Origin of the sequence: Flaviflagellibacter deserti (assembly GCF_042652085.1) — a bacterium.
GTDB lineage: Bacteria > Pseudomonadota > Alphaproteobacteria > Rhizobiales > Methylopilaceae > Flaviflagellibacter > Flaviflagellibacter deserti.
The window spans coordinates 1,169,487-1,181,832 of the sequence record NZ_JBHSJF010000006.1 but is presented as its reverse complement, the minus strand read 5'-3'; the positions used below and the strand labels follow the sequence as shown (position 1 = coordinate 1,181,832).

The following is a 12,346-nucleotide window of genomic DNA, read 5'->3' as shown; positions in this document are numbered from 1 at the left end:
GGCAGAGGCTCGCAACTTCATCAAGGAGCACGGAAACGATCGAGACACTGACGGCAGCCGCTGCCGATCTGACCATCGATTGGCGCTCTGCCTGACGAGCGGAAATGCCCGATGCGGCTCTGTCCTAGGCGACACTAAGCAGGAGCCATAATAGCTTCTAGTCTGACTTCGCCCCGCCTGGCTACCGGAGCCGGCGCGGGGCTTTTTGCAGTTCTTAACAGCTATTAATGATCGGTCGTCAGGATCTGCGAAAGTCAGCCTGCGGCAACAGAAGCCGCTTCCCACGGGGAGGCAGCCAGACATGATTTCAGAGGATTGGGAGCTCCGTCGCGAGTCCCGGCGGTGCGCTTTCGAAGCATCCCGCCAAGACGGACTGTCGGAGATGTTCAGCGGCTTGAGCCGCTTCTATGCTGAACTTGCGCGACCCGATGCCGAAAGCGCGCCGCGCCGGCGGGAGCCAGCACATCGCCGGGAATTCACTACTCGGGACGCAACCGAAGATGAGCTTAGGCTTCGCGCCTGAAGGTGGACCCATGAACCGCGTCACAATCGTGGGGGTCGCAATCGGCATAGCCGCTCTGACGAGCTCTGACGTGAAGGAATGAAATCGTTGCGTGTCGTCTCGCCTCACGCTCCAGGCGCCTGCGTGATCTCGATCACGTGGGTGTCCTCACCGATCTTCACGCCGATCGAATAGCTTTTGGCTTTGCCATCGGCGTACTCCTTGCGAGGCGGCTCGAAGGTCACCGTGCCGCCGATCCATTCGCCCGGCATCACCGTGTTATCCTTCAGCACATTGCCCTCGAGCGCCGCCATATTGGCCTCAGCCTGATTGGCGAAAGCCGCGATGTTGCGGTTGTTCTGTGCGTTGGCATTTGCGACCGCGATCTGATTGGCGGCCGGGCTGTAGTAGGTCGTGTGATAGGTCCCGTGAGGTGTGTGGGTCGTCGCGGTCCCGTGCCCCGCATTGGCGGCCTGGATCGAATTTCCCGCCGCACCCAAACCGACGCCGATCGCAGCGAACACCTGCCGCGTCTTCTCCTCGTCGACCAACTGCTCATAGGTCTTCACGTTGAGCGCGCGAGCGTACTGCCCTTGCTTCGTCTGGATCACCTTGATATCCGCGACGCGGAGATCGACCGGCTTTGGCGTCCGGTTTTGCACCGCGAGCACATAGACCGGTCGCTGACCGGCGGGAACGCCCCTGCCGGCCGGACGTAGCATCACGACTGAACTCGGCTGGCTCGAAATCAACGCTCCAACTCCATCGCGAATGACATTCTGCTGTGTTGCCGAAGCCTTGTAGCTGACCGTCTCGGTCGTCACGCAACCGCCGAGCGCGAGAGCCACGCCGGCCGCGATTACAGTATTCCCAGTTTTCATTGAGCCCCCCTATCCCCGAGCCGATCTCATCCGACGCGCGAGTGGGAGTCAATCCACAACCCGGCGTGACACCCAGCCCGACGTGCTCTAGCGTTTCGATCGGGGAGGGAAGCCGATGCAGAAGCGCATTGGTTGGCTGGTCGCGGCTTTGATGGCGTTGGCGTGGATCAGCAGCGGGCGCAACGACCCACCGGGCCCGGAAAGGCTTGCGGCCACGGTTCGCAAAGAAAGGATTGCCGCGGTCCCATCGCCGGCGGTTGCGCTGCCTCCGCCCGCGCCAGAAATGCCGCCGCTTAAGCCGGCGCCCGCGCCACCGGCGACGTCGAAGCTCAGCCAAACCACCACCCTCTACACCTCGACGAAGGTGAATATGCGTGCAGCGCCCTCGACGACGGCCGCAATAGTCGCGACGCTTGAGCCAGGGGCGGCGGTGTCTGTTGGAACGCCGTCGGGCCTGTGGTTTCCCGTCACCCGCGCTGGCAAGTCCGGTTGGATCCGGTACGACTTCTTGATCGGGGGGGCCGCCACCGTTCAAAAAGCCGCTCCGGTGGAGCCCGCAGCACCATCACCACCGAAACCCCAACCACCAACTGCATTCTACTCGCCGATTACGCCGGCCAAGCCGCGCTCGCTGACACCGTTACGGGATCCCTATGTCGGCACGTGCGATTGTCCGTACGATCGCAAACGGAACGGCGCCATGTGTGGCGGTAGCAGCGCGTACAGTCGACCAGGCGGTCGGAACCCGGCGTGCTATTTGTAAGCAAAATTCAGCGCAGAGGCGGTGACGCCGAAGCTAAAGGAATTCGCTTCGAAGACGCTCCCGACGCTCGAAGAGCATCAGGAACACGTGAGCATTTGAAAGAAATGACCGCTTTGGCCTTCGCTGCTGCATGCAAAAATTCTCGCTCAAGTACGTACGACGACTTGACATAACCCCCGCAGGGGGTTAAGGTTGGGAAATTAATCGGTGGGAGGTGCGTCTAGCATCAATCCGATTTTCGCCAGCCCAATCGGGCGCAGGCATTCGATAGCTCCGAAGCGATTTCCGCCTCGGGGCTATTTCTGTTTTGGGGAGCACCTCATGGGGCAACGTGCGGGACGCAAGCGTGGGATCGGCGAGCGTTACAAGAGCGGGGATCTGAAGCCAGCAGAGCAGGGGTTCGCGCCTGCCGAGGTTCGACACATGGTCGACGCCGCGAGGGCTAAGGTCATCGATGGCTGCTTTGGCACGACGGTCGGTCGGCTTCGACTGGAGGCGCCGGCCGAGTTCACTGACGAGTTGTTCTTCGCATCCCGGCAGTTCGCGGCCTGGTTCGCCAAACACGACCGGCTGATGGGGATGAACCGACCGCGCACAGCCAAGTCGCCGGACTACAGCCAGGCTTGGCAGCCTTCGATCAGTACGACTCCGGACGAGACCGACGTGGAGGAAGTTGCAGCGGCAAGGCGGGAGATGGCGGCCGTTGTCGCCGGCCTCGGAGAGCAGCGTTATCGCGTGGTCTACAATTCCGTGCTTCTCGATCTGCACTGCAACAGCTGGGAACGTGAAGCGCTCCGATCGGGCCTTGAATGGCTGGCGATTCATTTCGGAATGGCTCGCCTTCAGCGCGCATGCTGAAGACGCCGACATATGAGGCGCTTCAGCCGCCAATCCGCGCGGACGCACCCAACATCGGCAGCGAACACTTCGACCTCAAAGGGGATCGAAAGCGATGACTCATGTTCAAAGCTCTAAGCCCAATATACGGCTCGAAACGAAGATCACTGTCCGCGTGCCGAACTGGCTCGTAGAGGCCGCTAAGCAGGATCGCCTGAAGACAACGGTGCCGCTCTCGGTCGTTGTTCGACAGGCGCTGATTGCGCGCTTCGGGGATCGAGGCGGCAGCAGCACGCCCACCTAAACAAAGCTGACATTCGAGACGTTCCAGCGCCCTCCCTGACGCGCAGCGCGCCCTCCGCTTTACCGAACGTAAAATCTCAACTCCGAGCGGCTCCCTCGCATGAGGCGGGCCGCTTTTTGCTGCCGAGAATTGGAAATAGGAGACCGAAAGTGCCTCGAAACGGATCAGGAACATACATCGTCCCGAACACCTTCACGCCGGGCACGGTCATCTCGTCCTCCACGATGAATGCCAACTTCTCCGATGCGGGTCAGGCGATCACGGACTCGCTTGCCCGCGACGGGCAGGGCGGCATGCTCGGCCAGTTCAAGGCATCGGACGGAACGAACGGCGCTCCGGGTATCAGCTTCGTCTCAGACACCGATACCGGCATTCGACGGGTCGGAACGGGCGAGGTGGCTTTCGTCGCCGACGGCGCGGATGTCCTCACCTATTCGCCAACGGCCGTAGGGGCGGCGCAACCGTTCATGGCGGCCGAGGCGATCAGCGCCGCAAAGCAGGTCAATTTCGCGGCGGCTGGCTCTATCGTTGCGGCGGCCACGACCGATCTCGGATCGGTTGCTTCGAACACGGTCACGGTCACCGGCAATACGACCATCACCTCGCTCGGCACGGCAGCGGCCGGCGTCGAGCGCTGGGTTCGCTTCACCGGCACGCCGACGCTGACCTACAATGCGACCTCGCTGATTCTGCCCGGTGCAACGAACATCACGGCAGCGGCGGGCGACATCGCCTATTTCAAGTCGGAGGGATCGGGCAACTGGCGCTGCTGGGCGTTCCTGCGTGGGTCTGGCGTTCCGGCCACGACGCCGGGCGTCACCGTCGACAACACGGCCCTTCGCTTCAACGGAACCGGCGGCGCGATCCAGACGTCGACCCTGGTCATCAACGACGACGGCAGCATCACCCAGCCGAGCGCGGGCGCCGAGACTATTCCGACCGGGACGACAGTGCAGCGGCCGACCGGCGTTGAGGGCATGATCCGCTACAATACGGATCTCGATCGCCTAGAATATTACGATGCCGGCGCATGGCGTGTCGTGCAGCGACGGGATTGGGATTTCACGAGCGCGGAGCAGGCCGTCACGGCTGGCGCAGAACTGGTTATGCCTCATGGACTTGGGGCCATTCCAACGAAACTGCAGATTGTTCTTCGTTGTAAGGCGGCGAACTTGGGATGGGCTGTGGATGACGAGGTTCACCGCATCAGTGACAGCGCGTTTGGCACCACGAACAACAACACGTCGAGTGTCGGGCTGGGCGTAGACGCCACAAACATCTATCTCTCGACGGACACGACCTTACCGAACATTGCGCCAAAGACTGGCGGCAACGCGACGACCATTACCGTCGCGGCGGCCTGGGCCTATGTCGTCCGCGCTTCGCTCTGAACGTTCGCCGCCCCGCGCCGCTAAGAACGCCTTTCGTCCTGCGTCTCGATCGCCAGCCCCCGCCGCGGCGGAGCTTCATCACGCGAAAGCCTGGCCGCTCGGCGGCCGATGCCCAAGCGGTCTTTGCAACAATCGACAAGAGAAGATCTGAAGATGACAGCAGAAACCAACCGCGCTTTGATTGGTGCTTTCGCCGCCCAATTCGACCCGCCGCTTACGGTTGTTCCGACCGCGAGGATCGATGACACGCCTGTGTCCCATGCCTATGCGGCGAGCTATTTCGACGCCGGCCGGAACATCGGGATTACGGCTGTAGTTTTCGGAAGCGGCGCCTTCAAGGCGTATATCGAGGCAACACCCCGAGGCGGCATGGAGGAAGTCGAGAGAGTCGGCGAACTGTTCGCCGGCACGCTCGGAATCAAGCCCGGCGATGATGGATCATCTCTTGTGCAATGGGGTGCCTAGCGCGGGCCAGCAAAAAGGGCGCCCCAAGGACGCCCTTAGATGCCGGGCCCTTGAGCTTAGTGGAGGGGGTAGACGGCCCTCGCCACAGCAGACCAGAGTTCGCTTAGATGCTCATCGCGTTCGACGGCGATCCCATGCCGCCGCGCGAGCCTCCTGCAAAAGATCCTATCGCCGCAGTCGGGACGGGAGAGGTGAATCGCATCCCATTCAGGAGCGTTTGCGCGCTCCTTGATCGAGACGCGGAAGCGAAGGGAGTTGACCTCCCAAGGCTCCAAGCGTGAGCCGATATCGGCGGGCAGGATCAGACCGCCTCGCCTTTCGGCACAAGCCTCAGAACCGTGGCAGGCGCCATCGTCGGTCTTTCGGCGACGGTCGGAGTGCCGTGCGTGAATGCCAGAAGCTCGCGGGCGTACTCGAGCGTCTGGAGCGCGTCATCGGGGTCATCGATGAGTTGAGAAAACGGATGTGATCCTGATCGGTAGCCTGTGCCATTGGATTTGACCTCCTCGGGTGTGGGTTAGTGCCGGGGAGCGTTGACGCGCTTTCCCGGCTCGCTTGCTTTCAGTTCCTCGCCGCGTGCGCGGTCACGATGGCGACCAGATCGGCTTGCCTTTCGGCCGGAAGCGACAGAACAAAGCGCAGCATTTCGCCAAGCTCATAAGCCTTCCGCTCGTCCACGGTGACGCCCCATTTCCGGCAGGCCTCGATCGCCGCGAGCGCGTAGACATCCGCGCTTGTCAGCTTCGAAAGGGGCTTGCTCGTCAGGTGATTGATAATCGTCATGTCCGGCCTCAAAGGTCGCGATAGATCGAGCGGACGCGGTGAATGGCGACGACCTCGGAGCGGTCGAACGTCACGGCGTCGCCCTCACGGTCTATCAGGACGACCGCCGCAGCGCGGGCGGTGAGGCGAGAAATCTTAATGCCCCCAGCGCGAAGCCAGACGACAACCACGTTGCCAATCTCGACCGGATCGAGGGCGTTCGCGGTGAAGTGCCATGCCTCCGCGCTTTCCATGTATGTCGGTAGCACCGTTGTCCCGGCCGGAACCGGCAGGATGTAGGAGCCTTCCAAGGGTCCGCGCTTCATGTTTCGTCCTTTCACTGCGGGGTGTTTTCCAAGGCCCACGACGCCCATTCGGTGCAGGGCGAAGATCGAAGGCGAGGACCGCCGCAGCAATGGCCGTGACGATCGACTGAGCGCGCGAGGCCATCAGGAGGCCTCCAGCGTGCGGATTTCGGAGCGGATGACCTCAAGGCGCTGATTGGCGGCGAACAGCGAGCCATCGCGCATCACGAGGGTGTATTCTTCGGAGCGCAGCGCCTCGATACGGGCAGCAACTTCCGGGGCGATCGAGCGGACCAAGGCAGCAGCGCGGGCGGCTTCGGCCTTCACTTCGGCCCATGCGTAGCGGAGCTGACGGGCGAAAGCGGAGGGAACGAAGAACCTGGCGCCGATATTACGGAGACGTTCCCAAGCCCGACGCATGGCCTTGGCGTGGATCGAGGTGGGAGTTGCGCCCTTGGCCATTTCCGTTTTACCAATGTAAGTTCCGTAAAACAGAAGATACCGGGATTGGTTATGGTTTCAAGCGGAAACTTGCGGAAAACAGAAAAAACCGCTACTTTTTTGGAATGATAGATTCAGACCAGTGTCGGGCCGCCCGAGCCCTATTGAACTGGACGCAGCCGCAGCTCGCGCGGGAGAGCGGCTTAAGCGACGTGACGATCCGAACCTTTGAGAAGGGGGGCGGAATGCGCGACAGCAACCGGACGCTTTTGCGCCTGGTCTTTGAGCGCGCCGGCCTCGAATTTCTAGACGAGAACGGCAAGGGCGCTGGCGTCAGATTCCGTGACAACGGCAGCGCTCGAAACGCGGGCGCTGGAGCATGAAGGCTATCGCGTTCGCCTTAGCCATAACTGTCTCGCCAGCCATTGCCGCCGAGCCAATCATCGGCCGCGCCACGGTCACTGATGGCGATACGATCGAGATCCACGGGCAACGCATCCGGCTCTTTGGCATAGATGCGCCAGAGGGAGGCCAGACGTGCGGGGATGAAGCCGGCCGGCAATATCGTTGCGGGCAGACTGCGGCGCTCGCGCTCGACCGACTGATTGCCTCTGCGTCTCCGACCAGGTGTGAACCGTTGGACGTGGATCGCTATGGCCGGATTGTCGCCCGATGCTTCACTGGCGCAGTCGACGTCGCGGAATGGCTCGTCTCTCGCGGACTGGCGGTTGACTATCCGGAGTACAGCCGGGGCGTCTATGGGCCTGCGGAAAACCGGGCTAGGACCGCTAAGGCCGGGCTCTGGCGCGGGCGGTTTGAGAAGCCGTGGGAATGGCGCAGGGCCAGCCGCTAGGGAGGGCGAAGCGCGGATTGTTCGAAGACTAGCCCGCGCTTGGTGCTGATCAGGCGTTGCGAGCGTGCCGCACGTGGCGGACAGATGCACCCATGATTGCCGACGGCCTATCGGAAACGACCCAGCTGCCGCCCGCAGCATTAGCCTCGTAGATTTCGGCCCATCCGTTCTTGGCCAGTGCGCTGGCGAGGAGAGCAGGGGTGCCCAGGTCGGCCTCGCAATGAAGAACTTTGTCGTCGATGAGCGCTAGGGCGAACTTGGTGCGAGACATCATTTTCTCCTGTTGAGGGGAACGTTTTACACAATCAGGGAGCGAGCCTCAAACGCTCGACGACCAAGCGCCGCGCTCCCGAAAACGTTGAGGATTGAAGCATGACCCGGAAGTCGAAGCTCGGGGACGAAACGATCCGGGTCGAGGTTGCCGCTAGCGTCGCCGATATGGAAAAGGCGGCACAGCGTCGATGGGCCAAGCGCCTGATGGACATGCCACCCACGGTCGAGATGAAAGGCGGGGCAGTCGCTCCAGACTTGAGCGGTAAGGCCACTTCCGAGGGATGGGTGGCACGCTTTGCCGACACGTGCGGAACGAGCTCGCTCGACTTCGCCAATCGCATTCTCAGCGATGTGAGCCGCATCGCGCCGGAGCGGGGAAATACAGCCGATAAGCCGGATGTCGATGCCGCCCTTGCGATCATCCATGGCGTTCGGCCGGCCAACGAGATTGAAGCCATGCTCGCCGCCCAGATGGCAGGCACTCACATCCTCTCTATGGAGATGATGCGCAAGGCTCGGCACACTGACAACGCGGTGATGCTGGACAGCTACAACAACATGGCCGTGAAGCTTATGCGCACGTTCACGGGGCAGGCAGAGGCCTTGGCGAAGCTACGCCGGGGCGGCGAACAGACAGTGAGGGTAGAGCATGTGCACGTGTACGATGGAGGACAGGCAATCGTTGGCCACGTCGAAAATCGGGGAGGGGGCGCTGACAGAAGGTGCGACCAACCCCGTGCAAGCATCGCGCCCGAAGCATTGGCCTATGTTCCAGGCGTGCCGATGTGGTGCGAAGACGAGGGCAGGGACACCATGCCAGTCGCCGGCGGTACGGGGAAAGGCCCGGTGTCGGATGCACGGCGGAGCAAGGGGAAGCGGCGCGCCGAAGGGTGAGCGAAACGGGTCGTATCGGCATGGCTTTCACACTCGCGAAGCTTTCGCCGAGCGGCGTCTTGTGGCGAAATGGCTGAGGGGGATCGGACGACTTTAGGGGGCAGGATGCTGAACAGATTAAATGGTTGGCGACGGCTTTGGGTCGTGGGAACCGGTTTGGCGCTGCTCTGGTTTGGCCTGATCCATCCACTTTACGAAGCTTACCATTATCGCTCTTGGGACTGGGACCAGCGGCGCGACCTAGAACGCGATTTGCTCAATCCGAACTGTGTCGAGTATCGGTCACGGCCCGTCGAGGATCTACGCGAACCCGCTTGGAGCGCGACTGAGAGTACCTGCTACCGCCTCTACACCGTACGAAAAATCTGGAAGCCTGCGCTGCCGTTCACGATCGACCATTGGGATGCGATACGGGCGAGTGAAAAACGGAACGCGTTTCTCGCGATGGCTGGCGCGTTTACCCTGGCGACCCTTCTAGTGGCGGGACTCGTTTATTTCGCAGGGTTCTTGTTGGCCTGGATACGGGCGGGATTCCGAAAGCAAAGCACTTAGGCTGTTTCCGGATCGACGCACGCTGATAGTACAGCGCAAAAACAGGGGCGTGAGCCGAACGAGACGTGGGTTTAGGTGGATGTACGCTCCGCGCAAAAGCGCGAGGATTATGCGGTCGCGCTGCCCAGCTTTGAAGACAATCAGCCGATACAAGCCGGCGATGGCCTACCACACGCCCAAGACGTTGGCAGCGGAACTCGGGTGCTCTGAACGAGCCCTTCGGTCCCTAGCCCGCGATATCGGAGCCTGCCGCATTGTGGGCAAGCGAATGATTTTCCTCGATGAGGATGTTGCCGCGCTGCTGGACGCCATGAAGCCCGCTCCTCGGAGAACTCCCTTCACACGGGAGGGGGTCGAATTGCCGACCGGTGGCTATGCCGCGCTTGTCGCGGCGCGGGAAGCCGCGAAGGCGCTTAGAGACCAGCACAAGGAGCGCGACCGAAAGCGACGGTTGGACCAAGCGGCGGAGCAAAAAAGTCTGGCTCGGAAGCTGGATCGCGAGAATGGACGGTAATCGGCCTATGACGCCCGAGCAGGTGGCCGAGCATTGGGGATGCAGTGCGAACCATGTTCGGAATCTGGTGAAGCGCGGCGAGCTGGAGGCGTTCAAGCTTGGCTTGCGGCTGATCCGGATCACGCCTCAAGCTGTCCGCGACTATGAAGAGAGGCAATCGAACAAGCCTCGGCAAGTACGGCTCCATCGTTAAGGGACTTGGCCGAGGAGCGCTTCAACTCGCTGGACGCGACCGACCCACGTTGCGGCTACCGGGCTTCTCCACTCGATCAGTTGAATGATCCGGGCGTAATCCTCGCCTAGCCGTCGGCCGAAGATCGGCTCGTGATGCGCGATCCGGTTTCGGAAGAACCTAACGTGGTATAGTTCGGAATACGCGGCCTCCCTTGCGATCGAGGCCTGCGTGTTCGTCGAGATCCCCGGGAACACCTCATGCAAGTGTGGCTCCCATAGGCGCTCGTCCTGACTGGCGAGGAACATCCATTGCCAGAAGGCGAACTTGAGATCCGCGACGACCTTGCCGGCTGTTGGTTCCTTAGCGGCTACGGCCTCAAGGTCTCTGACTGGACAGTAACCCCTCCGGGTTCGACGTAGGCTACGTCTGAAGCCTCGAGCCCACGGCCAGTTTTCACCATGCACCTTCTCGATGGCCTGCACCACGGCATTTCTCATCGCCACCTCACAGACATGAAGCGGGAGCATGAAGGCGGCCGACACCTTTAGGTTCCACTGGTACAACGCCAGTGCTTCGGCGGTCATGCCGTCCTTGGCCTTGAGGTATGTGGCGAACCGAGGTGGTGATAGGACTAGAGGTAGGGTGTCCAACTCTTCGGTGGTGAACATAGGGTCCGTAGGTTCCTCGACATGGGAACCATACCCCAACCCTGTGGTCATTGACGATTAATCATTGTCGGCCATATATAGCCCTACCACGGCTTTGAGACTCGCGGGCTTCGGCCCCCCCTCATTGTCATCGGACTTGGTAAAGGCCTGCCCCTCGGGGTGGGCCTTTCTCGTTCATCGGTCCTACTACTCCTGCCTGTCCTGCTGATCATGACCGCGCACCTAAACTAGTGCTGAGTGCTGGCTCTTCTGCCAAACGTGTACCTCCTTGCCGCCATACGGAACAGGTATTCGAGCCGGTCTTGGTACTTCGGATTGTCGAGCACATAGCGCACCGTGCCCGACCACAATTTCCTCCCCGTGCAATCTCAACGTCGCAGTCAAGAAATCGAAGCTGGATCGGAGTCATCATTGACTCCACTGCAAGCAAATGGATTCATCCCAAAGTGGATGGGGTTCATATGCTTCAATCGTTTGTTGAAAAGCTGAGTCCAGCGATAGAAAAGACGGTTTCTGGGCTGGCCAAAGAACGATTCAGAACTGATCCGATAGCCGGGCCGAAATTTTCCAGAGCCACCAGCATCATCAGCGCCGCATATAAGCGGCATGGACGTATTTTGGAGGAGGCGCTTCGCCTAAGGTTGTCCGAATGTCAGCATTTCTCGGTTTGGACTGATCCAAACTTCAGTATCAGCGATACCGCTGATCGGGCCATCCGGGGACGGAATTCCGACATCGAGGAAAGCCTGCCAATCGAACTTCCATATGGAGGCTCAGGTCGTGCCCTACAGGTCGACCTCTTCGTCTTCGATCGTCGGATTAGTACTTTGCGGGCTTACGAGGTGAAGCGGGGCAACGGGGCCTATGACTCAGGAAAGAAGCGGTCCATCCTCAGGGACCTGCTTTGCGTTCAATCGCTTCTCAGGAGCTACGGCGGATCTCGTGGGCTAATTGCGACGTCGGCGGAGGCGCGTCTGATCTCATACTACGGCGTGCGAGCTCTCCCAGCTCCGCTAAATTTGTTCGGCCACGAATTGGATGATCATTTCGTGTTCCCGGTGCAGAAGTACGTGGACGCCGTAAATGAACGCTTTCAGGAACGCCTATACGATTTGCTATCGGACGTTCTTGGATTGACGGAACTGGAGAGGGCGGCGCTCTGCCAAGCCTGCCCCCTGCACCGTCCGCTGTTACACCACTAGGGCTCGGCCAACAGCCCGCCGACAGGCAGGAGAAAATCAAGTAGGAGGCACTAAGAGGCCTCGGATCGTGTCACGATCAGCTTCGATATTCCGTAACAGCCGTCCAGATCGGTGCTCAAGCTGCCAGAAATGAATCTCCCTAAGCGTAATGCCGTGCTTCGGAAGCACCGCTCGACGGCGCTCGTCATAGATCCGCCGCTGCTCGCCACGGTGGACGCCGCTGCACGTTAGTTTTGTTGGCTTGTCGAAAAAAGACACGGCCTCCGAATGCTGCCGCTCGCAATACTCAATAACCAGCCTCAGCGACGGGTAATAAGCGTCCACGCATAGCAAACGACTTCTGCCGCTTCGGCCTGGATCTCCATAGAGAAATGGAAAGCTGTGCTGCCGCGCGGATGTCTCGCCGAGCACTTCGTCGCAGACATTGAGGGCGTACCACTCGTCGGAATTCTCGCGGCCGCGCATCTCAGGAAGAGGCAGCGGGCGGGGCGAGATGTTGGGGTAATTGTTGGGGTGAGCGACACCTAAGGACGAGAAATACAAGGCTTCTCAACGGCGTATCCC

General features: G+C 60.9%; 18 protein-coding genes. 10 read left to right on the top strand and 8 right to left on the bottom strand.

All coding sequences use genetic code 11. The features are described from left to right. Positions 1–627: 627 nt before the first annotated feature. Positions 628–1,383, bottom strand: coding sequence for a hypothetical protein (locus tag ACFPFW_RS12750; protein WP_162799596.1), 756 nt, complete (start codon positions 1,381–1,383; stop codon positions 628–630). Between the two features lie 115 nt (positions 1,384–1,498). Between ACFPFW_RS12750 and ACFPFW_RS12745 the strand changes: the two genes are divergently transcribed. The 5 genes from ACFPFW_RS12745 to ACFPFW_RS12725 all read left to right on the top strand — a co-directional run bounded on the left by ACFPFW_RS12745 (position 1,499) and on the right by ACFPFW_RS12725 (position 5,143). Further along, the gene (locus ACFPFW_RS12745) at positions 1,499–2,146 is read left to right on the top strand and encodes an SH3 domain-containing protein (RefSeq protein WP_114955948.1); all 648 of its coding nucleotides are present in this window, start codon (positions 1,499–1,501) and stop codon (positions 2,144–2,146) included. Between the two features lie 321 nt (positions 2,147–2,467). After that, positions 2,468–3,004, top strand: a complete 537-nt coding sequence (locus ACFPFW_RS12740; protein WP_114955949.1) for a hypothetical protein — start codon at positions 2,468–2,470, stop codon at positions 3,002–3,004. A 94-nt stretch (positions 3,005–3,098) separates the two neighbouring features. Beyond that, positions 3,099–3,287, top strand: coding sequence for a hypothetical protein (locus ACFPFW_RS12735; RefSeq protein ID WP_114955950.1), 189 nt, complete (start codon positions 3,099–3,101; stop codon positions 3,285–3,287). Between the two features lie 149 nt (positions 3,288–3,436). Next, positions 3,437–4,678 (top strand): hypothetical protein, encoded by a 1,242-nt coding sequence (locus ACFPFW_RS12730; RefSeq protein ID WP_114955951.1) that lies wholly within the window; start codon positions 3,437–3,439, stop codon positions 4,676–4,678. A gap of 108 nt (positions 4,679–4,786) precedes the next feature. Next, entirely contained in the window at positions 4,787–5,143 is a 357-nt protein-coding gene (locus ACFPFW_RS12725) for a hypothetical protein (RefSeq protein ID WP_379770977.1), read from the top strand. A gap of 561 nt (positions 5,144–5,704) precedes the next feature. Here the strand turns inward: ACFPFW_RS12725 and ACFPFW_RS12720 are convergent. From ACFPFW_RS12720 to ACFPFW_RS12710, 3 genes are all read right to left on the bottom strand, one after another. After that, entirely contained in the window at positions 5,705–5,926 is a 222-nt protein-coding gene (locus ACFPFW_RS12720) for a hypothetical protein (protein ID WP_114955953.1), read from the bottom strand. 8 nt (positions 5,927–5,934) lie between these two features. Beyond that, a complete protein-coding gene (locus ACFPFW_RS12715; protein WP_114955954.1) occupies positions 5,935–6,231 on the bottom strand; it encodes a hypothetical protein in 297 nt (98 codons plus the stop codon). Positions 6,232–6,354: 123 nt separating this feature from the next. Then, positions 6,355–6,672: a hypothetical protein gene (locus ACFPFW_RS12710; RefSeq protein WP_114955955.1), complete on the bottom strand. Its 318-nt coding sequence runs from the start codon at positions 6,670–6,672 to the stop codon at positions 6,355–6,357. Between ACFPFW_RS12710 and ACFPFW_RS12705 the strand changes: the two genes are divergently transcribed. Both ACFPFW_RS12705 and ACFPFW_RS12700 read left to right on the top strand, forming a co-directional pair. After that, positions 6,657–7,034, top strand: a complete 378-nt coding sequence (locus ACFPFW_RS12705; RefSeq protein ID WP_379770973.1) for a helix-turn-helix domain-containing protein — start codon at positions 6,657–6,659, stop codon at positions 7,032–7,034. The genes ACFPFW_RS12710 and ACFPFW_RS12705 overlap by 16 nt on opposite strands. After that, the gene (locus ACFPFW_RS12700; protein WP_114955957.1) at positions 7,031–7,504 is read left to right on the top strand and encodes a thermonuclease family protein; all 474 of its coding nucleotides are present in this window, start codon (positions 7,031–7,033) and stop codon (positions 7,502–7,504) included. The genes ACFPFW_RS12705 and ACFPFW_RS12700 overlap by 4 nt, the downstream gene beginning before the upstream one ends. Before the next feature lie 49 nt (positions 7,505–7,553). Here ACFPFW_RS12700 and ACFPFW_RS12695 read toward each other — a convergent pair whose 3' ends face one another. Then, the gene (locus ACFPFW_RS12695) at positions 7,554–7,778 is read right to left on the bottom strand and encodes a hypothetical protein (RefSeq protein WP_114955958.1); all 225 of its coding nucleotides are present in this window, start codon (positions 7,776–7,778) and stop codon (positions 7,554–7,556) included. Between the two features lie 23 nt (positions 7,779–7,801). Further along, positions 7,802–8,263, bottom strand: a complete 462-nt coding sequence (locus ACFPFW_RS12690) for a hypothetical protein (protein WP_114955959.1) — start codon at positions 8,261–8,263, stop codon at positions 7,802–7,804. Between the two features lie 163 nt (positions 8,264–8,426). On the opposite strand from ACFPFW_RS12690, the gene ACFPFW_RS12685 reads away from it, so the two are divergent. Then, on the top strand, positions 8,427–8,768 hold the full coding sequence (locus ACFPFW_RS12685) for an HGGxSTG domain-containing protein (RefSeq protein ID WP_379770969.1): 342 nt from the start codon (positions 8,427–8,429) through the stop codon (positions 8,766–8,768). Between the two features lie 829 nt (positions 8,769–9,597). Further along, positions 9,598–9,930 (top strand): helix-turn-helix domain-containing protein, encoded by a 333-nt coding sequence (locus ACFPFW_RS12680; RefSeq protein ID WP_114955961.1) that lies wholly within the window; start codon positions 9,598–9,600, stop codon positions 9,928–9,930. On the opposite strand, the gene ACFPFW_RS12675 is transcribed toward ACFPFW_RS12680, so the two are convergent. After that, a complete protein-coding gene (locus tag ACFPFW_RS12675; RefSeq protein WP_114955962.1) occupies positions 9,927–10,580 on the bottom strand; it encodes a hypothetical protein in 654 nt (217 codons plus the stop codon). The genes ACFPFW_RS12680 and ACFPFW_RS12675 overlap by 4 nt on opposite strands. Positions 10,581–11,041: 461 nt before the next feature. Between ACFPFW_RS12675 and ACFPFW_RS12670 the strand changes: the two genes are divergently transcribed. Continuing rightward, on the top strand, positions 11,042–11,782 hold the full coding sequence (locus ACFPFW_RS12670) for a hypothetical protein (protein ID WP_114955963.1): 741 nt from the start codon (positions 11,042–11,044) through the stop codon (positions 11,780–11,782). 36 nt (positions 11,783–11,818) lie between these two features. Here the strand turns inward: ACFPFW_RS12670 and ACFPFW_RS12665 are convergent, their stop codons facing one another. Further along, the gene (locus tag ACFPFW_RS12665; RefSeq protein WP_379770966.1) at positions 11,819–12,325 is read right to left on the bottom strand and encodes a hypothetical protein; all 507 of its coding nucleotides are present in this window, start codon (positions 12,323–12,325) and stop codon (positions 11,819–11,821) included. Positions 12,326–12,346: the final 21 nt, after the last annotated feature.

What these genes read in the sequence shown, in the direction of transcription:
- ACFPFW_RS12750 (WP_162799596.1), bottom strand. Translation starts at nt 1,383, where the DNA reads ATGAAAACTGGGAATACTGTAATCGCGGCCGGCGTGGCTCTCGCGCTC.
- ACFPFW_RS12745 (WP_114955948.1), top strand. Translation starts at nt 1,499, where the DNA reads ATGCAGAAGCGCATTGGTTGGCTGGTCGCGGCTTTGATGGCGTTGGCG.
- ACFPFW_RS12740 (WP_114955949.1), top strand. Translation starts at nt 2,468, where the DNA reads ATGGGGCAACGTGCGGGACGCAAGCGTGGGATCGGCGAGCGTTACAAG.
- ACFPFW_RS12735 (WP_114955950.1), top strand. Translation starts at nt 3,099, where the DNA reads ATGACTCATGTTCAAAGCTCTAAGCCCAATATACGGCTCGAAACGAAG.
- ACFPFW_RS12725 (WP_379770977.1), top strand. Translation starts at nt 4,787, where the DNA reads ATGCCCAAGCGGTCTTTGCAACAATCGACAAGAGAAGATCTGAAGATG.
- ACFPFW_RS12720 (WP_114955953.1), bottom strand. Translation starts at nt 5,926, where the DNA reads ATGACGATTATCAATCACCTGACGAGCAAGCCCCTTTCGAAGCTGACA.
- ACFPFW_RS12715 (WP_114955954.1), bottom strand. Translation starts at nt 6,231, where the DNA reads ATGAAGCGCGGACCCTTGGAAGGCTCCTACATCCTGCCGGTTCCGGCC.
- ACFPFW_RS12710 (WP_114955955.1), bottom strand. Translation starts at nt 6,672, where the DNA reads ATGGCCAAGGGCGCAACTCCCACCTCGATCCACGCCAAGGCCATGCGT.
- ACFPFW_RS12700 (WP_114955957.1), top strand. Translation starts at nt 7,031, where the DNA reads ATGAAGGCTATCGCGTTCGCCTTAGCCATAACTGTCTCGCCAGCCATT.
- ACFPFW_RS12695 (WP_114955958.1), bottom strand. Translation starts at nt 7,778, where the DNA reads ATGATGTCTCGCACCAAGTTCGCCCTAGCGCTCATCGACGACAAAGTT.
- ACFPFW_RS12685 (WP_379770969.1), top strand. Translation starts at nt 8,427, where the DNA reads ATGTGCACGTGTACGATGGAGGACAGGCAATCGTTGGCCACGTCGAAA.
- ACFPFW_RS12680 (WP_114955961.1), top strand. Translation starts at nt 9,598, where the DNA reads ATGCCGCGCTTGTCGCGGCGCGGGAAGCCGCGAAGGCGCTTAGAGACC.
- ACFPFW_RS12675 (WP_114955962.1), bottom strand. Translation starts at nt 10,580, where the DNA reads ATGTTCACCACCGAAGAGTTGGACACCCTACCTCTAGTCCTATCACCA.
- ACFPFW_RS12670 (WP_114955963.1), top strand. Translation starts at nt 11,042, where the DNA reads ATGCTTCAATCGTTTGTTGAAAAGCTGAGTCCAGCGATAGAAAAGACG.